Here is a 23,195-nt window from a genome sequence, read left to right on the forward strand (position 1 = left end):
TATAAGTGCAACTACGCCTCTGTCTTCGCCCAAGAGCAGGGCTCGCCAATCAGCGAGTTTTCTTTATTTGTGAAAATGAAGGAAAAGATGTATAGTTAATTGATAATGATAATCAATTTTATTTAGTTGATGAGGAGTGAACGGTGATGAATCAGGAAGAGTTATTTGATGTAACTATAATTGGCGGAGGACCAGCTGGATTGTACGCTGCCTTCTACAGTGGACTAAGGGAAATGAAAACGAAGCTTATTGAATACCAGCCAAAGTTAGGCGGGAAAATACATGTATATCCAGAAAAGATGATTTGGGATGTTGGCGGACAAACACCAATTACAGGAGCAAAATTAATTGAGCAGTTGGTAGAGCAAGGGTTAACTTTTAATCCTAATGTGGTGTTAAATGAAAAAGTAGAGTCAATCCAACGTAATGAAGAAGGTATTTTTGTACTGCGTACTGGCTCTGGACAAAAACATTTTTCTAAAACAGTGATTGTTGCTGTTGGGAGCGGAATATTAAAACCACAAAAGCTAGAGATAGAAGGCGCGGAGAGATTTGAGGTGTCTAATTTAAATTACACAGTGAAGTCTTTAAAACATTTTAAAGATAAAACTGTAATCATTTCAGGTGGAGGGAACTCTGCAATAGACTGGGCAAACGAATTAGAGCCTGTTGCAAAAAAGGTGTATATAACGTATAGAAAAGATGCTTTAGCAGGTCATGAAGCACAAGTAACGCAGCTTATGAATAGTTCTGTGACGTGTTTCCTTCATACATCGATCACGAAACTAATTGCTTCTGTTAATCACGAGGTCATTGAATGTGTTGAGCTGACAAACCATAAGACAGGAGAGACTTCGTATTTGCCAATTGAAGAAGTAATTATTAACCATGGATATGAACGTGATACGACCTTGCTAGAAAATAGTGAATTACATATTGCAATGGTAGACGGTTATTATATTGAAGGTGATACTAATAGTGCATCTTCAGTGCCGGGCCTATATGCTGCTGGAGATATTCTGAAGCACGAAGGGAAGTTACATTTGATAGCTGGTGCTTTTCAAGATGCAGCGAATGCTGTAAATAAAGCAAAACAATTTATCCAACCAGATGCTAATAAAAATGGAATGGTTTCTTCACATAACGAAGTCTTTAAAAAGCGTAATCGAGAAATAGTGAAACGGATGATGAAATAATCTAAATCTGTTAGACGAGACATTTCCTGCCTTTGCAGTTATTCTAACAATGCCTTTGACTTCGAGTATTGCGACAGGGATTGCGATTGGATTTATCACGTATCCAATAATCAAGCTTGTCAGTGGCAAAGGCAAAGAAGTGCGTCCTATTATTTATGTCTTCGGAGCTATTTTTATAATACAAATGGTCTTCTTTCCGGGACATTAATTGCAGGGGGAACATGTCCTACGCATAGGTAGGTTCACAATAGGTGTAAAGCCTTTATAGAACAATCTCTTAAGTTTTTGCTTAGAGATTGTTTTTTTTTTTTTGCACTTTAAGAAAGTATAAATTTTCAGCAGTCAAAAGGTTTCTGTACTTGCGATTACACCCATATTATACATCTGCCTGTCTCTCTATAACGATCGGGCTTCCAGTAGTATTCACATCTAATATTTCCTTTTTTAAGGTCTCATCAATCTGAACAATTTCCTCAACCGTATTTTTGTAAATTGAAATATCTTCTAGAGCCGTCGGATGCTTAGTGATTTCAATTCGTTCTTCACTAATAGGAATTCGAATAGTCTCTGTATGTTCAGCTTGTTGGTCTAAAGATTTTGCATCAAGAATCTTTTTTTCAATTACTAGTTCTTCACGTACTACAGGAACCTCAATCCTTTTTATTTCTGTAACAACCTCTCTACGTACAGTTATTTCCCCTGTTTGTATCCAGGTCTTAGAGATATCTAATTGTTCCTCATGAAGCTGAAGCTTTTGAACCTGATTATCCGCATCTATGCTTTGTTTTGACATATTTATCCCTCCATAGCCTCCTTGGTGTTTCCTATATCAAATTTGTATAGAAGGAGAGTATACTTCTGTAATGATTAGTTTGTCTGAAGTATTGTAACGATACAATCGTTTTCAAAAAGACACCCTGGGTTTTGGGTGTCTTTTCATTCCTTATAGCTAATACTTATAAAAGGAATTAGTTCAATCCTTGATAATGTGAGGGTGGCCATCCGTTTCTATATAGGCTTCTTCCCTTTTTAATGTTTCTTGTACTTGTCTGGTTTCCTCTACATTGCGCTTATAAGCTGATATTTCTTCTGTTACGACAGTGTGCTTTCCTACTTGAATGTGCTCTTCACTTACAGGTATACGAATAACTTCTTCGGAACTAATCGGTGAGTCACTTGGTTCATTATCAACAGGTCTTCTTTCAATAACAACCTCTTCATGGGCTACAGAAACCTCAACTGTTTTTGGCTCTTCTACGATGCCTTTACTGAGGATTACTTCTCCGGCCTGGATACGATTTTTAGAAATATCAAGCTCTTCCTGATGAAGAAGAAGCTTTCCATCGTTAACGGTATGATCTATTTTATCTATTTCGACTTCATGATCACGCTCTTCTGATAGCCCAGTTAAGTCACTCATAATTTCCCTCCTGTTATTGATGTGATGGTCCTTTCAATAATATATAGTGCTCTGTTAGAAGGTACGTTATTCTCTTTGCCTTGCCCAGTTAAGGATGGGAATTAACAGCAGTACAACATGTGTATAAGTTAAACTAAAACGATTAAAAGTTAATATGCCATACTGCACAAGGCAACAAGAGATGAGCTAAGGAGCTGCTTTTACACTGTGGGAAAGTATAAGTTTCCAGACGAAAGACAATTTGCCGAGTTTTCTTTACAAGATAAGAAAGTATAACTTTTCGGGGCCTTGTCCGCTTTTCTTTATCGCATATTCACTTTATTTAAAAATTGTAGGGTTCTTGTGTTTGTTGTGTTTGTAAAGAATTCCTCAGGAGTTCCTTGTTCAATGATCATTCCTTGATCCATGAAAATGATCTGGTCTGCAACCTCGCGGGCAAATCCCATTTCATGTGTAACAACGACCATCGTCATCCCATCCATTGCTAAATCCTTCATCACCCTCAATACTTCTCCGACAAGCTCAGGGTCAAGAGCTGAGGTAGGCTCATCAAACAGCAGAATCTTAGGGTCCATCGCCATAGCGCGTGCAATGCCGACGCGTTGTTGTTGACCGCCTGAAAGCTGATGAGGATACATATTAGCCTTATCTTTTAAACCAACCTTATCTAACAGAGTTAGGGCCTTTTGACGGGCCTCTTCTTTTGAACGTCTAAGCACAATAACTTGTCCTTCCATTACATTTTCTAATGCTGTTAAATGTGGAAAGAGGTTATAGCCTTGAAACACCATTCCAGTTTGTTGCCGGAAAGATGTAATGGTTGTATGCTTGAGCTTTGCTGTTTTGGAAAATTCGATTGATTGCTTATCGAGTGTGATTTTTCCTTGCTCGGGTAACTCTAATAAATTTAGGCAGCGAAGTAATGTTGTTTTTCCAGAGCCAGATGGACCGATAATAACAGCGGTTGTTCCTTTTTCAATAGTGAGATCAATTCCTTTTAATACTTCTAGTCCGTGAAAATGTTTGTGCATTCCTTGAATTGTAATCATACGTGCCCCCTCCTTATTTCGCCACACTACGCTCAAATCGATTTTCAAGCAGCGTTTGTAGATAGGAAAGCACCGTGCTAAAAAGTAAATAAATGAATGCGACTTCAATGTATAGCCATAATGGTTCATATGTAGCTGCGGCAATTTGCTGCCCTTTCTGGAACAATTCTGTAACTGTAATGGTGGCAGCTAGAGATGTATCCTTCACCAGACTGATAAAGGAGTTTCCTAATGGCGGAATTGAGACCCGTATCGCCTGTGGAAGAATAATACGCCGCATTGCCTGCCTTTTTGTCATGCCAATGGAATAGGCAGCTTCCCATTGCCCCTTTGGAATGGATAGAATGGCTGCACGAATAATCTCTGAACTATATGCCCCTTTATTTAAGGTAAACCCTATTACCGCCGCTGAAAATGGATCGAGTGTAATACCAATGCTGGGCAAACCATAAAACAGAATAAAAATCTGTACCAATAAAGGAGTGCCACGGAAAATCCAAACATAAAACTTTGCGATGGCGACAAGCAGCTTAAAGCTTGATAAACGGGCAATCGCAATAAAAAAGGCCAATATAATCCCCAAAACAAAGGTGATTAACGTTAACGGAATTGTAAAATACAAGCCTGCCTTTAAAATAGGGAAAAAGGAATCGCTAAGGATTCCTATAATTCGTTCTGTACGTTCAGTATCTAACATCATTTACTCAAGTCCTTACTTCGATACATCTGTACCGAACCATTTTTCAGAAATCTTTAAGTATGTGCCATCTTTTTTCATATCGGCAAGAGCCTTGTTTACTTTATTCACAAGCTCACCGCTGTCCTTACGGAACAAGAAGGCATTGCTTGTTACATTAGACTCTTCATACACTTTTTTAATAGGTAAATCAGGGCGCTGCTTTTTCAAATCCAGGTAGGAAAGGCTGTCATTAATTGTTGCATCAATACGGCCAGAAGTAATTAAATCGACAGCTTGGTTAAACCCCTCTACTACTGTATTTGTAGCACCATGCTCTTCCGCAATTTTGCGATAGTTACTATCTAATGATTGTCCCACCTTTTTCCCTTTTAAATCATCGAGGGTCTTAATATCATTATTATTTTCCCCAACGATCAATACAGCTTTGGATACAATGTAGGGGTCTGACATATCATATTTTTCTAAGCGCTCTGGACGGACCGCTACTTCATTGGCAACCATATCATAGCGCTTTGCATCAAGGCCGGCAATCATTCCATCCCATTTTGTTTCAACAAACTTCGGTTTAATATTTAAACGCTTGAATACTTCCTGTGCGACTTCAATATCAAATCCTGTTAAGTTTCCAGATGCGTCATGGAATGTAAACGGTGAATACGTGCCTTCTGTGCCAATCGTAATTTCACCTTTGTCTTTAATTTGTTCGTATAGCGTTTTATTGTTCGCTGTGTCTTCCTTTTTTGTACCACAAGCGGTTAGGAAGAGGGTCAAACATACAATGAGAAAAAAAGCTGATGTTTTTTTCATGCTGTAATCTCCTTTACGTATATAGATTGTATTTGAAAATAACCTTTCTCAGAATAGTTTATCGATATAACAAAGTCAATTAGAAGGTCCTGACTTTCCATACAGGATAATTCCTTAGTTTATAAACCTTAGGAGGATTATTTCAACTTCAAAAAGGAAGAAAAAGGACCTCTTTTATATAATTTTCCCACCTTTGATTATAATTATTTAAATGAGAGAAAGAAGAAATGGCTTTTTCCGTTTTAAGGAGTGTATATATTTCTAGCTGAGAGATGATTTAATGCAGTTACACCTCTGTTTTTGCTCAAGAGCTTTTCAATTAGCGGGTTTCTTTGTTGGAGATATGGATACAGTAGGGAAATATTATAGCCTTTCACAAAAGTTGTGATTCGGTTCCATTCAAGTTAGAATACATAAGGAAAGATTGAGATGGAAAAGAGGATAGCAAATGATAGATCATATTATTTTTATTAAATTCGCAGAGACAACAACGAAGGATCAATTGCAGGAAGTTGTAAACCGTTTTAAGGCATTAAGACCTCACCTTACAGGAATTGTTGATATTCAAGCAGGGATTAATTTTGCAGAGAAAAGTAAGGCGGATTATCAAGTGGTACTTTCAGTTCGATTTGAAGATCAAGCAGCACTTGAAGCATATGTTTCCAATTCAGAGCACCAAGCTGTTGCTGCTTATATCCGGGAGGTAGGCCGGGTAGATAGCATTGTTGTGGATATTGAGGTTTAGATTTTTATTCCGTTGAGACCTAACAACCTATTTTGTTAGGTCTTTAACTATTTCTCGACTTAGTGAGAGATCAAGGGGAATTGAAAATATAGTAAAGAATTATTAAGGGTATTGCAGAACATACAAAGGAAACAATTACGCAGCATATAACAGCTGCTGACAAGTTTTGATATACATTAGGATAAAACTTATAATAAAATGATTGAGTGGATTTTGAGGGAATATCAGATTTATAAGAAGCAGCAATTTGCAGCTGCGGTGTAGGAACATTTAGAAGAGGAGTATATGTGCTGCCATTATGTCTACAAAAAAAAGATTAATTACTAATTTTTTGTCATTAGCCAGTGTACAAGGATTGAATTTTATTCTTCCCTTGCTTACTTTGCCTTATCTTACTACCGTGTTAGGACCGAGCAAGTTTGGTTTGATTAGCTGGGCACAGGCCTTTATTCAATATTTCATTCAGTTTACTGATTATGGTTTCAACCTTGTTGCAACAAAGGATGTATCATTAGCGAGAGAGGATAAGCGAAGACTTTCGGTTATTTTTTCAACAGTTATGCTTGTACGGACGGTATTACTATTAATTAGCTTCCTTGTTCTACTTATTATTGTGTATACAATACCTAAATTTCAAGGTGACAGCCTTGTTTACGTGCTAACCTTTGGGATGGTAATTGGAAATGTGCTGTTCCCAGTATGGTTTTTCCAGGGGATTGAGCATATGAAGATCATTTCCATTTTAAATGTTATATCTAAGCTTGTTTTTACAGTTGGTATCTTTGTGTTTGTGAAGGGGCCGTCGCAGTTTCTATATGTGCCATTGTTGAACTCACTTGGTTATATTGCCATTGGCATTGTGTCCTTATACTTGATTCTGTTTCGTTATAAGGTACAGCTGGTAAAACCATCTAAGGATGACATTATGTATCAGCTCAAGGAAGGCTGGCATATTTTTGTCTCTAATATTGTGACGAGCTTATATACAACTAGTAATGTATTTATTTTAGGATTTTTCGCGAGCAACACGATCGTTGGGTATTATGCGAGTGCGGAGAAAATCGTAAAGGCAATTTCTAGTGTCATTGCACCGCTTATTCAAACTGTGTATCCGTTTCTAAGCCGTGCGCTGCAGGATTCAAGAGAAAGAACGATGTGGATACTGAATCGGATTTTTATTCTTGTTACGGTAACTATGGGGATTCTTTCTCTTTTAGTAGGATTAAGTACAGAGACTCTTGTGCATTTTTTGAGTCCTAAGTATGAGCCAACAATCCCCTTGCTGAAAATTTTATCGGTTTTTCCATTGATTCTAGGCTGGGCAAATGTATTTGGAATTTTAACGATGATTAACCTAGATTACAAAAAGGAATTATCACGTATTTATATTGCGGGAAGTATCTTGAGCATTATTCTAATGGTTCTCCTTATCCCAACCTTTAAGGAATATGGAACAGCCTGGAATGCGGTGCTTACAGAAGGATTTGTTACCCTGTTGATGATGATTTTCCTTTGGCGTAAAGGGATTCATATTTGGAAGTGGAGAAGATAAATTCATGTTGTATAGAGAGGGTTTTCGACGATGCTTGGAGATACAGTAGCTTCTATTATGGTTACATATAACCCAGATTCAGATGTAGTAGAAAATGCTAAATCTATTGTGCAATCATGTGCAAAATTGATTATTATCGACAATGGCTCCAACCCGGACTCTAAGGTCTATTTACAGGAGCTTGAGAAGGAACAGAAGACGACGATTATTTGGAATAAAGAGAACGTGGGGCTGGGGCGTGCCTTAAATCAGGGAATTCAGTTTATCCTGAATGCAGAAGAACTGCGTCATGTGAAATGGATTGCGACATTTGATCAGGATAGTACAGTGCAAGCAGATTATTTTGAAAAAATGCTGCAGTCCTATGAAAGCTTTTCTGAGAAGGAAGCGGTGGCGATTCTAGCACCAAGCTGGATCGAGCAAAAGCTAGAGACTGATGGTGCGCTGCATGGGAAGCAAAACCTCGAGCTGCAGGAGCAACGTACTGTTATTACCTCAGGAAGCCTAATGAAGAAGGAGGCATTTCAGAAAATCGGGTTCTTTGAAGAGGATTATTTTATCGATTTTCTAGATCATGAGCTTTGTTTACGAGCTAGAAGCCATGGATATAAAATTTTTATTGTGCCGCAGGTAACGATGCTGCATAATCTAGGGAATACACAAGAGCACGCATTGCTAGGTTCAAGAGTAAAGGCAACCAACCATAACTATATCCGCCGGTATTATATTACCAGGAATAGACTGTATACGTACAAAAAATATTTTCGTACAGAGCAGGAATGGATAAAAGAAGACTTTATCGCAACTGCTAAGGAGTTTATTATCATTTTGTTATTTGAGCAGAATCGATTGAAGAAGCTTGGGAGTATGACAAGAGGTGTTTGGGATGCGCTAAGAGGGAAAAAAGGTGCGCTTTAGGATGAAGGCGGCCCTTAATCTATCCTGATCAGATGCTGAAATAGAATCGATAAAATAAAGAATATTCTCCATAGCTAGCAGGTTCAGAAAATGAGACAAAAGGGAAAAATGACCATCACAATTCAGCACATATCTGAATTAGGATGGTCATTACTTTTTGATCTCCAAAAAGAGCAGCGTTTTCTTTATATTTTAACAAGGTATAAATTTTCATTTAGAGGTGAGTTTCCTTTACTTCCAATTTGCAGCTTCCTCTGGTGTTAGAAGCTTATTGTAGTGACCATTACTATCTAAATATGCTTTGCACTCTGCATAATTCTTCAGTCCTGTATCGAATGGGCCGATCAGGAAAACGAGAGATCCATCAGTAGCACGTTTTACATCAAAATTATGTCCGGCTTTAAATAAATAATCATGGATTTCACCAAGTGCAGCTCCCGCGAAACCGCCTGTATAGATATACCGAATCACATTTGTTGCGGTATAAACTATCGTATCATCCCCATTCCACGGTTTAATTTTTTCTCCATCTACTACGTTGTATAACTCAAAATGCGGGTAATCTTTGAATGAGGCCCAATCTCCGCCCCATTTAAAACCACGTGCTTTCATAGCTGCGACAACCTTTTTAAAGTTGCTATTCACATCCCAAATCACGTCAGAGCCATCTGATGTATAAAGGCAAAGGTCCACAGCCACACCAAAGTTATGATTAGACTGTCCACCTCTTGCGTTTGTTACAATGGATCCGCTTGTTGTTCTCCCTTGTGCATACAAAGAGTTTTGTTCCGCAATGGAACGGTATCCTTGTGCGACACAAACATAAATTCCTTGTGCATGCATTTCTGCAATCACCTGTCGTGTTTTTACAGCTGTTTCGCGATTCATTCCCTCTGCATTTAACCTACGATTAGCTCTATCTAGCAGCCATTGTAAGGATAATGCCATTGTGCAATCTCTCCCTTTTCTCCATGATATGTCCATAAACAAGTAACTGTAGCAACTATCTACACATTATTCTGAACATCCCCACGTTGCTACTCACAGCCCATATATCAAAAGGACGTTAGAGCTAAGCCAACCAGTATGAAAAGCACAACGCATGCTGTTCCCCTCCTTTTTTATTACACTGTAAGGAGGCATAAATTTTCAGCTAGGAGTGAATTCGACGTAGCTGAAAATTTTAGGAATACAGTGTAAGTGCAACTACGCCTCTGTCTTCGCCCAAAGGCAGGGCTCGCCAATCGGCAAGTTTTCTTTATTCTTTTCCTTGGATATATATCGATTATTAGTGAATTTGGGTCAATCTGTTGTGCATGGTGAACAAAATGCGGGTAAACATAGCAAGAAAAAAGAAAGAGCTGTCCATAAATCAGTTACACTGACTTGTAGACAGCCCTTTTCTTTCGTGCTTTAAGAAAATATAAAGTTCCGCTAAGAGTGAACTAGATATAGCAGGAAATTTTAGGAATAAAGTATAAGTACAGCTACGCCGCTGTCTTCGCCTAAGAGCAGGGCTCGACAATTGGCGGTTTTTCTTTACCTGCACTTGCCAATATGAGAACTTCTATGAAAACGCTACAATCATACTCATTCCCTCTCATGCGCAGCCCAACAGCAAATCCCTCGTTGGTAATTCGGTACTTATTCTGTATATTCGATTTTTTTGATAATATAGATCTGGGCGCAGGATAATTTTATAGTATCAAACCTGTATAGGGTATGGAGTACAGAAGATTAATGTACAAATTATAAGTGAACAATGCTATAATGATAATTTGTTGATGTGTAAATAGTTATGCCGGTATCCTATAAGAATCTAGATATTATGATAAATATAGAAAAGCCTATGGATTCACAGAATATGAGGGGAGGCGGCCTATTTTACTGATAGTCATGAAAAGGCATCGATTTTAGCTGAATTACCAAACTTCAATCAGATGGAGAGTTTTCTATGTACTCAGAATTGAATTTCTATACTATAGAGTGTATGAGAAGCTGCGGCCACCTTCATACTTTATATATTATCTTGTGTTAGACCTCACAGAATGTACATTTAAAGCTAGAAAAAGCAATAAGGGTTTATGGTGTACCGGATTACTTTTAGTTCTTCTGATGATCGAGTTTTGGGATAAAGGAGATTGAAAAGATGAGTGCAATGGTTGCTGTTAGCATTGTAACATATAATAGTAAGCATATTTTTAAGGTTCTTGATAATATTAAGCAGCAATTTGGAGAAGATAACCGCTTTCGTTTTGTTATTTTTGACAATAATTCAGAGGAAGAATATAAACAACGTTTGAAAACATATGAGGATTTTGTAGATATTACCTTCTATCATGAAAATAATGGCTTTGGCTTTGGTCACAACTATAATCTGCTGAGGGCCAATGAGAAGTACTTCCTTGTTTTTAATCCGGATATTATCTTGAGCAGGCAGGACTTGTTAGATATGCTTCAGATTATGGAAAATGACAATTCTGTATCTTTGCTGGTGCCGAAAGTGCTGAACGCAGATAAAACAACTCAGCACTTAGTGAGGGATCGTGTATCTGTATTTGATTATGCCCTGCGCTTTATTCCGTTCAAATTTGTTAAGAAGCTATTTTGGAGGAGACTTCATTCCTACGAATGCCGCAATTTGCCGGATGACAGAAATGTTGATATTCGGATTGGTTCAGGATGCTTCATGCTTGTTAGAGGGAAGGATTTTCAAGCTGTTTCAGGCTTCGATGACCGTTATTTTATGTACTTCGAAGATTATGACCTCTGTTTAAAGCTAAAGAAACAAAACAAGAGGATTGTATATACTCCATTTTCTGCGGTGATTCATTATTATGAGAGAGGGGCTCATAAAAATTCGAGGTTATTCAAAATCTTTATGCAATCCATGTATAAGTTCTTTAATAAATGGGGCTGGAGATTGTTTTAAGAAAGGAACAGAACATAATATTTTGTCATATTGCTTGTGGGAGTGAGGATTGCGGTGAATAGGTTTGAAAAATGGCTGTTAACAGTTTTTTTTATTGAGTTATTTATTGGCGGCGGCGGGAGACTCATTGACTTTGGAGTTCTATCCATTCGGCAAGTATTGTTTCTGCTCATATTATGTACATTTGTTTTTAGAATTTTAAAGAACAAACAATTTTTAGATAGAAATGTGAATACATTTTTTGACTTTAATATCACTTCAGTAGCTATCTATATGCTTGTGACCTGGTTTGGGGTCAGCGCTTTAATTGGTCTGATACACGGGCATGCTTTATCCACTATTGCAATGGACTTTTTTCGTGTATCTTTCTTTTTATTATATTTTCCTCTTGCTTATTACATATCAGAGGAACGCTATAGGAAGAGTAAAATTATCAGCATTTTAAAATATTCTTCCCTATTTGTTGCTGTCTTTACGATTTTAATTTCGTTGGCTGGAAAAACGATATTTAACAATAATTTCGATGTATTTTATAATTTTATTAACTCTATTATGAACGATGATTTATTTTTCAGACCAAGCCACAGTGTTTTCTATAAGGGACATTTCTTTGTTTTAATGGGCTTATTGGTTTCGTTAAATGCTGTTTTAAGTAAACAGGGTTCAAAGGTTGATGTAGTAAACATTATCGTTTGTTTGATTTCGATTATCTGGTCAGAGACAAGGGGCTTTTTATTAGCGATTATGTTTGGCATACTATTCATTGTCATGATGGATGTGAAAACATTTACTGATCAGATAAAAGGCTTATGGAAAAAAGCTGTGCATCTGTTAAACTCAAAGTTTATTCTCAAGAAAATTGTGGTTTCCTTATTGATTGTGATAGCTGTTCCGTTTATGTACAAGTACATGACAATTGAGCGCTTTGGTACAGAAACTGTTTCTCAGCAAAAGCCAAAAGCTCCTGCTGAAAAGCCGGAGGAGCCGCAAGTTAATGATGTAAGCGTAAATTCACGTCTAGAGTTTATTTCTGCATCTAAGGATCTTGTTTTTAAAAATGTCCCAGCATTTGTAGTCGGTAGCGGCTATGGGACAGAAATTGCCGGAAGAGATTCAGGAATTGAGATGAGCTTTTTAGATATTCTCGTTGAACAAGGGGTAATCGGCTTAGCGCTTTGGCTGTATGTATGCTTTATCATTTTCTATAATTACCACCTCGTTTATAAGGCGCAAGGATCAGTCGAAACAACCGATATATCTTTATTAGCCTGTATAGCAGCGCTAGTGCTGTTAACGAATATTAATCCTTTCATCAACAACCCGTTAGGAATTGGATTTATATTAACTGTATTAGTGCTTTCAAAAAATAAAAGAGATGCTTTGAAAAGAGCCGTCTAATGGATGGCATAAGTTAAGAAGGTAATGATATGAAAACTACAGTTGTAATGGTTGTATATAAACAAAAATTAGAACAATCACGAACATTTCAAACGATACGCCGTACTTTTTTTACAGGGGGACGGCTAAGGGATGAGGTTCATGTGATTATTTATGATAATAGTCCAGAGCCGCAAAGTGTCCCAAGGGAATATGCGGATGCATTCACATACAAGCATGACCCGAGAAACTTAGGCATTGCAGTCGCATATAACTATGCCTGGCAGGCTGCAAAGCAGCATAATAGTGAATGGCTCATCCTGCTCGACCATGATACAGAGCTTACACAGGCTTATGCCGATGCGGTACTTTCTCTAGAAAAGGTTGATAGGGACCAAACCGCGGCTGTTGTCCCGAAGGTTATTTGTAACGAGGTTATGATTTCTCCTGTATTTAGCGATACTTTACAGCCTTTAAAGGCTGTAAGACCCGAAACAGGGATTCAGCAGCGACCGATTATGGCAATCAATTCTGGAGCAGCAGTAAATATGCAATTCTTAAATCAACTTGGTGGTTTTAATGAGGAATTTCCGCTGGATTTTCTGGATCATTGGCTCTTCTATGAAGTGTATGAGCGAGGATACAAAAGCTTTGTACTAGATGTTACATTAGAGCATGAGCTCTCCGTTATGAATTATGATACGGTTTCTCTGCAGCGATATAAAAGTATATTAGGCTCAGAAATACATTTTTATAAAAATTACAAAAAAGGCTTGTTGAAACGATATAAAAGACAGCTGCTGCTGCGAACTGTAAAGCAGCTTGTCTTTGTAAGGAATAAGAGCATTGCGTTTCATACATTACGTCAATTATTGACAGTATAGAAAGGATTTTCGTGTATGATATCCGTGTGTATAGCAACATATAACGGTTCTAATTTCATTACTCGTCAATTGGATTCTGTCTTGGCACAGCTTGGGGAGAATGACCAAGTGGTTGTAGTAGATGATTGTTCAAAGGACCGTACCGTTCAGGTGATACAGGAGACGTATGGAGACCGAGTAGAGGTGTACGTAAACGAACAAAACCTAGGTGTGATGAAAAGCTTTGAGAAGGCGATTTCTAAGGCAACTGGAGATATCTTGTTTTTATGTGACCAGGATGATATTTGGTTAGAGAATAAAGTTGAGACTGTATTATCAGTATTTGCGCAAACAGATGCGACGCTTGTGGCGCATGATGCGTATGTAACAGATGGGGAAGGAAATATTTTAAGCACGTCTTGGAATAAATACAACAACAATCAAGAGCAAGGAATTCTTGGTAACATTATCAAGAATGGTTTCACTGGTTGTTGTATGGCCTTTAAAAAAGAGCTTGTTTCGAATATCGTGCCGTTTCCTGAAAAGATTGAAATGCATGACCAATGGATTGCCTTAGTATCTATGATGGAAAATAAGAAAATTGTCTACGTGAAAGAGCCTTTAATGAAGTATGTAAGGCATGGCGGAAACGTAACGGGCACTAGAAAACGACCTTTAGGGGAAAAGCTAAAGGGAAGAGTGGGAACGGTTCAAGAGATTCTTCGTTATAAAATGGCATCTAAACGTTAAAATTTGATTACTAAATGGTCACAATACGAAATATATGCTGTCGGTTTTTGGCTATTTTTATTATGATGTGAGTAGTGGTATAAAAATGTAGTTGGTTATTGTCAAAGGTCCATTTTCATAATTGGAGGATGCGATAATAGGAAGGACAAGTTTTTTATTATCGATTGATGGCTAACCCTAGATGGTGACAAAACGAACTGAATAGTAAGGAGAGGAAGTTTGGCATGAAGGGAATTATTTTAGCTGGTGGAAGCGGTACACGTTTGTACCCATTAACAAAAGTTGTGTCTAAACAGCTTTTGCCTGTATACGACAAACCAATGATTTATTATCCGCTTTCTGTATTAATGTTGGCAGGAATCAAGGATATTTTAGTGATCTCTACACCACAGGACATTGGACGCTTTGAACAGATCCTGGGAGATGGTTCTGATTTGGGCATCCATCTTTCTTATGCGGTTCAACCAGATCCAGGCGGGTTGGCTCAAGCTTTCCTCATCGGTGAAGAATTTATCGGAGATGACAATGTTGCGCTTGTGCTTGGGGATAATATTTTCTATGGTCATGGATTAACGGATCTGCTATGCAAGGCAGCTGCTCGTCAAGAAGGTGCGACAGTGTTTGGCTATTATGTAAATGACCCAGAACGCTTTGGGGTTGTTGAGTTCGATAAAGAAGGAAAGGCTGTTTCCATCGAAGAAAAGCCAGAGGTACCGAAATCCAATTATGCAGTAACAGGTCTTTATTTTTATGATAACCGTGTTATCGACATTGCGAAAAGCATCAAGCCTTCTCCGCGTGGTGAGCTTGAGATTACCGATGTGAATCAGGAGTATTTGGAGATGGGTGCTTTGAATGTAGAGCTTCTTGGCCGCGGCTATGCATGGCTTGATACAGGTACGCATGAATCTTTATTAGAAGCATCTCAATTTATTGAAACGATTGAAAAACGTCAAACATTAAAGATTGCTTGTCTTGAGGAAATTGCTTTTAGAATGGGTTATATTTCAAAGGAAAAGCTATTAGAGCTAGCTGAGCCACTCAAGAAAAACCAATATGGGCAATACTTATTAAAAATCGCAAGCCAATCGAAGTAGGTGAAAATAATGAACATTATAAAAACAAAGATTGAAGATGTAGTAATTTTAGAACCAAAGGTATTTGGTGATCACCGCGGTTATTTTATGGAAAGCTACAATAAGGATGTCTTCGAGACACTCGGATTAAAGCATGATTTCATTCAAGATAACCAATCATTATCCGCACCGGTCGGAACATTGCGCGGATTGCACTTTCAATTAAATCCAAAAGCACAAACAAAGGTAGTCCGTTGTATTACTGGTGCTATTTATGACGTAGCAGTTGATATTCGCAAAGGCTCTCCAACATATGGTCAATGGGTTGGCGTGATTTTGAGCGAGCATAATAAGCGTCAGCTGGTTGTACCGAAGGGCTTTGCTCATGGCTTCTGTACTTTGGTTCCAGATACAACTGTTGCTTATAAAGTAGACGAGTATTACTCGCCAGAGCATGATGGGGGAATCCTGTGGAACGACCCGGCACTTGGCATTGATTGGCCAACAACAAATCCAATTCTTTCAGAAAAAGATACAAAGCATCCAGTGCTAGCAGAAGCTACTCTGAATTTTGTGTACGAGAAATAGGAGGAACAACATGAAACTATTAGTAACAGGTGGCGCAGGCTTTATCGGCAGTAACTTTGTGCGCTATATGGTAAACAAATACCCTGAATATCATATCGTAAACCTAGACTTACTCACATATGCAGGAAACCTTGAAAATCTAAAGGACATTGAAACTGCATCTAACTATACATTCGTAAAAGGCGATATCGCTGATCGTGACTTCGTAAATAATTTATTTACTGAGCAAAAATTTGATTATGTATTGAATTTCGCAGCTGAATCTCACGTGGATCGCAGCATTACAAACCCTGATATTTTCGTGCAAACGAATATTCAAGGAACACAAGCATTGCTAGATGCTGCAAAAAACTTTGGTGTGAAGAAATACTTGCAGGTTTCTACTGATGAGGTATACGGTACGCTTGGAGAAACAGGTTACTTCACAGAGGAAACACCGCTAGCAGCGAATAGCCCGTACAGCGCAAGTAAGGCTGGTGCGGATCTTTTAGTGCGCGCATATCATGAAACATTCGGCTTGCCGGTAAATATTACGCGTTGCTCTAACAATTATGGACCATTCCACTTCCCAGAGAAGCTCATTCCATTGATGATTATCAACGCATTGCATGATAAACCGCTTCCTATCTATGGAGATGGATTAAACGTACGTGACTGGCTGCACGTAGAGGATCATTGCCAAGCAATTGACCTTGTGCTTCATAATGGACGCAACGGTGAAGTATACAACGTTGGCGGAAATAACGAACGTACAAACATTGAAATTGTTAAAACAATTCTAGAACAGTTAGATAAGCCTGAGTCTTTAATTAAATATGTAACTGACCGTCCAGGCCATGACCGCCGTTATGCAATCGATGCGACAAAGCTTCGCACAGAGCTAGGCTGGCAGCCAAAATATACATTTGATACAGGAATTGAGCAAACAATCAAATGGTATTTAGAGAACAAGGACTGGTGGGAAAACATCATTTCTGGTGAGTACCAATCCTACTTCGAAACACAATATGGCAATAGATTAGGGGCAGAGTAATGAAGATTGTCGTAACAGGAGCAAAAGGACAGCTTGGACAAGATGTTCTGAAGCAGCTGGAAGAAGGGGCCTTTGAGGTCTATCCGCTTGATCGTGCAGCTCTAGAGCTTACAGACGAGCAAGCAGTTGCAGCTCACATGGAGAAGATACAGCCGGATGTGATTCTTCACTGCGCCGCTTATACAAATGTAGACGGTGCCGAAACAGATCGCGAAACAGCATATCAAGTAAATGGCCTAGCAGCAAAGTATTTAGCTCAGGCCGCTAATAAGCTTGGCGCCAAAATGCTGTATGTCAGCACCGATTATGTATTTAACGGCACAGGAAACAAACCGTATGAAGTAGACGAGCCAACTGCACCGCTTGGCGCATACGGTGAAACAAAGCTGGCTGGTGAAGCATTTGTCCAGGAATATGCTGAGAAGTTTTTCATTGTACGTACAGCTTGGGTGTTTGGAGTATACGGCAATAACTTTGTGAAAACGATGATGCGTCTTGGAAAAGAGCGCGGAGAAGTTGGCGTTGTTCATGACCAAGTAGGCTCCCCGACATATACAGTAGATTTAGCTCGCTTTATGATTGAGCTTATGCAATCTGACAAGTACGGTATTTACCATGCTACAAATGAAGGTGTATGCTCTTGGTATGAGTTTGCCGTAGAAATTTTCAAGCAAGCAGGCATGGATGTGAAGGTGAAGCCATTAACGACAGAGGAATTCCCTCGTCCTGCTGCGCGTCCAAAATATTCTGTGTTAAGCAAAAAGAAAATTGCTGAACAAGGCTTTAAGCCGTTAAGAGATTGGAAGGAAGCGCTGGCTGCTTACTTAGAAGAGGCGAAATAATCCAGATAAAAAAGAACCGTCATGCTGTGTGACGGTTCTTTTATTTTACACTTTAAGAAAGTATACATTTCCAGCCAGGAGCCAATTTGACGTGGCCGGAAACTTTAGGAATGTAGTTTAAGTGCAACTCGCCTCTGTCTTTGCCCAAGAGCAGGGCCCACCTTTCTTGCTAACATCAACTCAATAGCTATCTAATGCGTACAGCAGCTTAAAAATCAATGTATCCCGCTCATTTTGCCGATACAAAGGTGTGCTGACGGCATATGAAATTCTGCCTAGCAGGGATTGTCGCTTATAAAGAAAATCGTGAATCAGCTTCTTTTGATGATCCTGAAGCTCTCCTTCGAACAATCGGTAAAATTCTGCTGTTTGTGTTGTGTAAGGCTTTTGATGCCCCTTCTTCTTAAAGGTTTTATAACGTACTAAAGCACTCTTTAGTTTGCTATCAGCCATCCCAAGCGTGTTTGAGGAATGCTGCCTATATAACAAATGAGATTGCTCATCATAGATCACTTTACCAAAAGCAGTTCCTAACAAGTAAAACCATGCATCGTGCATCGTTACCATTTCAATTCTTGGCGTGTGGGCTTGAAACAACTCGCGCATTGTTCGGTTAAACACAATGGTACAGCCCGTAGCAATATTTTGGATTAAAGCATTTTCTAATCCTGCTCCTTGCGGCGGAATTTGTGAATGCTTTAACAGCTGCAGTTGTTCGTCTACGATATCTAAACGAGAGAAATAGAGCAGCGGTGTGCGCGTATCTTCCTTCCCTAACAAGCTTACGGCTCTTGATATCTTAGTTGGCTTCCAGAAGTCGTCTTGGTCGCAAAAGGCGTAATAGGAGGCATCAGGAGAGGCGTGTAGTATAAGTTCGAAGAAACTAGAGATAACCCCTTTATTCTCCCCTTTTATCAAAGTGATGTTATTATGCTTCTTACTGTAAGCTTCAACAATTGACACGGTCTCATCTTTTGAACCATCATCGCGAATTAAAATACTTATATTTGTGTAATCTTGCCCAAGCAAGCTATCTAGCTGTTGACGTATATACTTTTCTCCATTATACGTCGACAGTAATATCTGTACCTTCTCCATGTTAACTACTCCTATCATCTCTATATTCTTAAGGCGGTTCTACGATTTTATTTCACTGTAGGAAAGGATAAATTTCCAGCTAGAAGTCATTCGGTATATTTAGGAATTTTAGGGATCTATTGTAAGTACAACTACGCCTCTGTCTTCGTCTAAGAGCGGGGCTCGCCAATCGGCAAGGTTATGCTATTATGCTATAGAAGTATTCTGTAAAAGGATGCTAGTTTATTCTCGAGGGTTCTGTATGTATAACAATAAGCTTGCGATTGTGAATTTGGATTCATTATTCTGTAAGCTCCCAACTCCATCATTATACTGAAGAAGTGAATGATTAGGCAATGTGTTCTAGCGCATATCTATTTTAAGCTAATAGCAATAGCCCCCGCCTAGAATTTAGACGGGGGCATGCCGCATCATATAATCTTATCAGTGACCTTCTCTCTCCTGTTCTCCCATATAAGGCTTATTTACGTAATAATACATCCAACCCATGAATATACTGCCGCCTATTAAGTTACCGATTGTAACAGGTATAAGGTTGTGTATGACTCCAGCAAAGGAGATTGTGCCAGGATGATGTAATACAAGCGCAATCGCAAAGGTACACATATTAGCAATACTGTGTTCATATCCAGAAATGAAAAAGCAGAATACAAATAGAATCATGACAAACAGCTTTGCCCCATCCTCTTTTAAGGACATTGGAATAAAAAAGGCAAGGCAGACAAGCCAATTACACAAGATAGCCCGGAAAAATAATTCAAATGTTGAGACATGCATCTTTTTCTCTACAACAGCCAATAAGAAGCTATTTACGGAGGAATCATTAAAAAGTCCGGTTGTATAAATCAAAAGTGCAAAGGCGGCAGCTCCCAAAATATTTCCTAGGTAACTCATGCCCCATAGCTTCCATACGTCCAACCACTGTATTTTTTTGCGAAGCGCCGTGAATGTATAGTAGAATGTATCTCCTGTGAATAAATCTCCTCCGCCGTAAGAGATTAGGATAATGGCTGCTCCAAATGTTAATGCTGCCATTGGATAAGCAACTGGTGAATGCTCCATATAAAAGAAATTTCCTGTTTTAAAGGCTACAATAACTCCAAATCCAATAAACATACTAGCTAACATAGACCTTAATATATACCGTAAACGACTTTGCCGGAAGATCTTCAGCTTTTTTAAGGCTAAATTCTCTACTGCAATTAATGATTTCATTTCCATGTGACGTACCCCCTATTCTTTTGACCGCTAGTGATAGTAATGAAATCTGTGAAATTCTCTTACATTATGACATTAAATTGGGCTAGAATGAAAAGTAACTTGTTTCATTTATGTGAACTTTTTCACAAAGATTAAATGTATGGTTGTAGAGTATATAAATAAAGGGACTTCAACTAAAGATGAATCTAATGTAGGCTTGATAAAGGCAGAAATCTTCAATAAGGGCTATACATGTATTTCCATAATATAGGGAAAGATGGTACAAGGGAATGAGAATCGCGCGTGCATCTTTTTAAATATAGAGGAGCATACAATCGTGGACAAAATGTTTGGTGCTGTGTACTGTCTTTGCGAGCCGTTTAAGATTAATCAGAGAGGGGCTATTTTGCTTCCGATTGTGTTGCTGGGGGTTATGTATGCAAACTCTTTCTAGCGGTGTACGCAGCATTTAGATGATTATAGTGTCTATACCTTTCCAACTTAATATTCTGCTTCCCTTCGTTCTATTTCTGATAACTTTTCTGAGGAGAAACAGAACAGTTTTCGAAGATTAACTGGTTGGAATGGAGTATGAAAATCAAGACACTGTTATTTAGCATGGGAATGATAGGTTTAATTTATTTTATATCAAAACATTTGCATAAATATGGAAATAAAACAGAGCTCCTGCTATTTGTTTTATTAATGGTTTATACAACCTATGAAGGAATTGCTGAACTGCAGGGATTGCCGCACATTTCAATTATTTATCCTGTAGAACGGCTACTTGCCCTATTGGGAGATGGCTAGAGCAAAGGCTTAGTTAAGTAGACGGAAGTTTGTGCTACTTTAAGAAAGTATAAGTTTCTAGCTGGAGGGCAATTTGACGTAGTTGAAAATTTTAGGAATAAAGTATAAGGGCAACTACGCCTCTGTCTTCGCCCAAGGCAGGGCTCGCCAGTCGGCGAGTTTTCTTTAAAATCTAACACACATATGAGAAGTAAGAATTATATTGTCCTCCCCTGCCCTTTTCATAGCATCTCCAAATTTGGCTGCCATAAATAGATTGACAATTTAGCGAAAGACGTTTAATATCATGTCTTAGTAGCTGGTTTTAATTTTATCTATTTCAGTGTCCAGAAAATGCATTACCTGTATTTTAATGGGGGAAATTGGACATAAAACGTAATAGATATCCAAACAATAGAATTAGAAGACGAGTAAAAACTTATGTAATGGCTATTACTGGAAGAGCACATAAGGTTTATTAGTAATAGAGATCAGTAAGCAGATATAATGCTTTTTCTGGAATAAGTCATAAAAGTAAAGGGGTGTATTGATGAGTGAATTGCGTACGTTCGGATGGTATGCGGCCCGTGTAGCTCCACATCTTCCGAAAGAGGCATTTCAGCCTGTTCCTTCCCGGCTTTGGGGTGGACTAGCATATCTTATTGTAGCGGTTTCTGGGATTGCGGCGATTGGAGTATTTGATTTACCTGTGATTGTGAATATTGCAATTAGTATTGTGTTAGGTTTGTGTTATGGCGGGATAGGCCTTTTTGCCCATGAGGTTTTGCATGGTACAGTAATACGAAACAGAAAATGGCGTGATATTATAGGTGCTATTGGCTTTTGGCCATTATGCGTTGGACCAAAGCTTTGGAGAAAGTGGCACAATATGGAGCACCACATTCATACACAGCATGAGCATGATGATCCAGATGCTTGGGCGACTCTTGAAAAGCTGCAAAAGAAACCGTTGCTGCGGAAGATTTATAAGCTGCCAATGTGGCTTCGTACTGTTATTAGCTTCACCTTGCTATCCGTAATGTTTACTTTTCATTCATCAAGAATGTTCAAAACATATATCAATGAATTTAAGCCAAAGGATCGTCCGGCTGTTTGGATGCAGCTTATTTTACCATGGGCAACATGGATTGCATTGTTAGTATGGCTTGGGCCTTCTAAGTGGTTCTTTTTTTACCTTATACCGCTTTTCATTGCAAACGCAATCGTAATGGGTTATATCTCAACGAATCATCGTTTAAACCCGATTACAACAGTAAATGATCCGCTTGCAAATACGCTCAGCGTAACTGTTCCGAAGTGGGTCGATGTATTGCATTTTCAATTCTCGTATCATGCAGAGCATCACCTATTTCCAGGAATGAATCCAAAATATTTCCCGATGGTAAAAGATAAAGTGAAAGAAATGTGGCCAGATCGTTATTTTGAGATGCCACTCACAACAGCACTAGCTGCTTTATGGCAAACACCAAGAATCTATCATAATCATACAGAGCTCATTGATCCTGAGACAGGAACTGTGTATGGTACGTTGGGGAATGGCTTAGATCCTAACAATATTGAAGCTAAAAAGCCAGAGGATAGAGAGGCTACTGTACCGATCTATTCAAAGGTGAAAAATCATTAAATAGTAATAAAAAATGACCGTTATAGAAAATCTTGTATAAAGATTTTCCATAACGGTCTATTTGTATTTTCTTGTACTTGAAAAAAGGGATACATTTTCAGCTTCAGATAATCTGACGCAAATGGAAATTTTCGAAAGTAAAACAGGATCAAAAGTTATCCACAAGTATAAATCGTAAAAATAATAAGTTATCCACAGGTTGATGAATTGCTGAAGGAATCTAGATGCTATACAGCTATTATTGTATATCTTTTGGAAATGAGGGAAATGGAAAAGTTTTTTATATCCATATAATTGACCTGAGGGATAACAGTATCACGTCTTGGGAAATATTAAGTTTTATTTACACTTTAAGAAAGTATAAATTTCTAGCAGGAAGCCCATTCGACGTAGCGAGAAATTTTAGGAATAAAGTATAAGTGCAACTACGCCTCTGCCTTCGCCCAAAAGCAGGGCTCGTCAATCGGTGAGTTTTCTTTATCTATAAGCATGGATTGAGGAACAGCTCTGTAGACTTCTTACAAATCGTAATCAATCTTATTTTTGCTATGGAGGGCTTACTTTTTATTGCTTTATGATACATACCCCAGCACTTTAATGAGAACAACAAGAGAT

General features: G+C 38.5%; 22 protein-coding genes and 1 pseudogene. 15 read left to right on the plus strand and 8 right to left on the minus strand.

Features of this window, described 5'->3' with window-relative positions; translation table 11 throughout:
- Positions 1-146 precede the first annotated feature (146 nt).
- Both AAHB12_RS17260 and AAHB12_RS17265 read left to right on the plus strand, forming a co-directional pair.
- Positions 147-1,196 carry an NAD(P)/FAD-dependent oxidoreductase gene (locus tag AAHB12_RS17260; RefSeq protein ID WP_342046217.1) on the plus strand — a complete coding sequence of 350 codons (1,050 nt, stop codon included), beginning with the start codon at positions 147-149 and terminating at the stop codon, positions 1,194-1,196.
- 13 nt (positions 1,197-1,209) lie between these two features.
- A pseudogene (locus AAHB12_RS17265) lies at positions 1,210-1,404 on the plus strand (NCS2 family permease); the annotation flags it as partial.
- Between the two features lie 168 nt (positions 1,405-1,572).
- On the opposite strand, the gene AAHB12_RS17270 reads toward AAHB12_RS17265, so the two are convergent.
- The 5 genes from AAHB12_RS17270 to AAHB12_RS17290 form a co-directional block, all read right to left on the minus strand.
- Positions 1,573-1,989 (minus strand): YsnF/AvaK domain-containing protein, encoded by a 417-nt coding sequence (locus AAHB12_RS17270; protein ID WP_342046218.1) that lies wholly within the window; start codon positions 1,987-1,989, stop codon positions 1,573-1,575.
- A gap of 180 nt (positions 1,990-2,169) precedes the next feature.
- Entirely contained in the window at positions 2,170-2,616 is a 447-nt protein-coding gene (locus AAHB12_RS17275; protein WP_342046219.1) for a YsnF/AvaK domain-containing protein, read from the minus strand.
- 302 nt (positions 2,617-2,918) lie between these two features.
- Positions 2,919-3,665: an amino acid ABC transporter ATP-binding protein gene (locus AAHB12_RS17280; RefSeq protein ID WP_129728667.1), complete on the minus strand. Its 747-nt coding sequence runs from the start codon at positions 3,663-3,665 to the stop codon at positions 2,919-2,921.
- Positions 3,666-3,678: 13 nt separating this feature from the next.
- Positions 3,679-4,365 carry an amino acid ABC transporter permease gene (locus AAHB12_RS17285; protein ID WP_379947663.1) on the minus strand — a complete coding sequence of 229 codons (687 nt, stop codon included), beginning with the start codon at positions 4,363-4,365 and terminating at the stop codon, positions 3,679-3,681.
- Positions 4,366-4,377: 12 nt separating this feature from the next.
- Positions 4,378-5,172: an amino acid ABC transporter substrate-binding protein gene (locus AAHB12_RS17290; protein WP_129728668.1), complete on the minus strand. Its 795-nt coding sequence runs from the start codon at positions 5,170-5,172 to the stop codon at positions 4,378-4,380.
- 448 nt (positions 5,173-5,620) lie between these two features.
- Here AAHB12_RS17290 and AAHB12_RS17295 point away from each other — a divergent pair, with 448 nt between their 5' ends.
- The 3 genes from AAHB12_RS17295 to AAHB12_RS17305 all read left to right on the plus strand — a co-directional run bounded on the left by AAHB12_RS17295 (position 5,621) and on the right by AAHB12_RS17305 (position 8,387).
- The gene (locus AAHB12_RS17295; RefSeq protein ID WP_129728669.1) at positions 5,621-5,917 is read left to right on the plus strand and encodes a Dabb family protein; all 297 of its coding nucleotides are present in this window, start codon (positions 5,621-5,623) and stop codon (positions 5,915-5,917) included.
- A 298-nt stretch (positions 5,918-6,215) separates the two neighbouring features.
- Complete coding sequence (locus tag AAHB12_RS17300; RefSeq protein ID WP_129728670.1) at positions 6,216-7,469, plus strand: oligosaccharide flippase family protein; 1,254 nt, start codon at positions 6,216-6,218, stop codon at positions 7,467-7,469.
- Between the two features lie 30 nt (positions 7,470-7,499).
- Positions 7,500-8,387: a glycosyltransferase family 2 protein gene (locus tag AAHB12_RS17305; RefSeq protein WP_129728671.1), complete on the plus strand. Its 888-nt coding sequence runs from the start codon at positions 7,500-7,502 to the stop codon at positions 8,385-8,387.
- Between the two features lie 231 nt (positions 8,388-8,618).
- On the opposite strand, the gene AAHB12_RS17310 is transcribed toward AAHB12_RS17305, so the two are convergent.
- Entirely contained in the window at positions 8,619-9,335 is a 717-nt protein-coding gene (locus AAHB12_RS17310; protein ID WP_342046220.1) for a M15 family metallopeptidase, read from the minus strand.
- A 1,201-nt stretch (positions 9,336-10,536) separates the two neighbouring features.
- Between AAHB12_RS17310 and AAHB12_RS17315 the strand changes: the two genes are divergently transcribed.
- The 8 genes from AAHB12_RS17315 to rfbD all read left to right on the plus strand — a co-directional run bounded on the left by AAHB12_RS17315 (position 10,537) and on the right by rfbD (position 17,848).
- Entirely contained in the window at positions 10,537-11,319 is a 783-nt protein-coding gene (locus tag AAHB12_RS17315) for a glycosyltransferase family 2 protein (protein ID WP_342046221.1), read from the plus strand.
- Between the two features lie 54 nt (positions 11,320-11,373).
- The gene (locus AAHB12_RS17320; RefSeq protein ID WP_129728674.1) at positions 11,374-12,717 is read left to right on the plus strand and encodes an O-antigen ligase family protein; all 1,344 of its coding nucleotides are present in this window, start codon (positions 11,374-11,376) and stop codon (positions 12,715-12,717) included.
- A gap of 29 nt (positions 12,718-12,746) precedes the next feature.
- The gene (locus AAHB12_RS17325) at positions 12,747-13,580 is read left to right on the plus strand and encodes a glycosyltransferase (protein ID WP_129728675.1); all 834 of its coding nucleotides are present in this window, start codon (positions 12,747-12,749) and stop codon (positions 13,578-13,580) included.
- A 15-nt stretch (positions 13,581-13,595) separates the two neighbouring features.
- Entirely contained in the window at positions 13,596-14,309 is a 714-nt protein-coding gene (locus AAHB12_RS17330) for a glycosyltransferase family 2 protein (RefSeq protein ID WP_342046222.1), read from the plus strand.
- A gap of 224 nt (positions 14,310-14,533) precedes the next feature.
- Positions 14,534-15,406 (plus strand): glucose-1-phosphate thymidylyltransferase RfbA, encoded by an 873-nt coding sequence (rfbA, locus tag AAHB12_RS17335; RefSeq protein WP_342046223.1) that lies wholly within the window; start codon positions 14,534-14,536, stop codon positions 15,404-15,406.
- A gap of 9 nt (positions 15,407-15,415) precedes the next feature.
- A complete protein-coding gene (gene rfbC, locus AAHB12_RS17340; RefSeq protein ID WP_342046224.1) occupies positions 15,416-15,973 on the plus strand; it encodes a dTDP-4-dehydrorhamnose 3,5-epimerase in 558 nt (185 codons plus the stop codon).
- Between the two features lie 10 nt (positions 15,974-15,983).
- Complete coding sequence (rfbB, locus tag AAHB12_RS17345) at positions 15,984-17,006, plus strand: dTDP-glucose 4,6-dehydratase (protein WP_342046225.1); 1,023 nt, start codon at positions 15,984-15,986, stop codon at positions 17,004-17,006.
- Positions 17,006-17,848: a dTDP-4-dehydrorhamnose reductase gene (gene rfbD, locus AAHB12_RS17350; RefSeq protein ID WP_129728679.1), complete on the plus strand. Its 843-nt coding sequence runs from the start codon at positions 17,006-17,008 to the stop codon at positions 17,846-17,848. The genes rfbB and rfbD overlap by 1 nt, the downstream gene beginning before the upstream one ends.
- Before the next feature lie 180 nt (positions 17,849-18,028).
- Here rfbD and AAHB12_RS17355 read toward each other — a convergent pair whose 3' ends face one another.
- Both AAHB12_RS17355 and AAHB12_RS17360 read right to left on the minus strand, forming a co-directional pair.
- Positions 18,029-18,946 carry a glycosyltransferase family 2 protein gene (locus AAHB12_RS17355; protein WP_342046226.1) on the minus strand — a complete coding sequence of 306 codons (918 nt, stop codon included), beginning with the start codon at positions 18,944-18,946 and terminating at the stop codon, positions 18,029-18,031.
- A 423-nt stretch (positions 18,947-19,369) separates the two neighbouring features.
- The gene (locus AAHB12_RS17360; protein ID WP_342046227.1) at positions 19,370-20,167 is read right to left on the minus strand and encodes a formate/nitrite transporter family protein; all 798 of its coding nucleotides are present in this window, start codon (positions 20,165-20,167) and stop codon (positions 19,370-19,372) included.
- Positions 20,168-20,737: 570 nt separating this feature from the next.
- Between AAHB12_RS17360 and AAHB12_RS17365 the strand changes: the two genes are divergently transcribed.
- Both AAHB12_RS17365 and AAHB12_RS17370 read left to right on the plus strand, forming a co-directional pair.
- Complete coding sequence (locus AAHB12_RS17365) at positions 20,738-20,956, plus strand: hypothetical protein (RefSeq protein WP_342046228.1); 219 nt, start codon at positions 20,738-20,740, stop codon at positions 20,954-20,956.
- A gap of 529 nt (positions 20,957-21,485) precedes the next feature.
- Positions 21,486-22,580 (plus strand): fatty acid desaturase family protein, encoded by a 1,095-nt coding sequence (locus tag AAHB12_RS17370; RefSeq protein ID WP_129728682.1) that lies wholly within the window; start codon positions 21,486-21,488, stop codon positions 22,578-22,580.
- Positions 22,581-23,195 lie beyond the last annotated feature (615 nt).

This window comes from Bacillus sp. OTU530 (genome assembly GCF_038440375.1).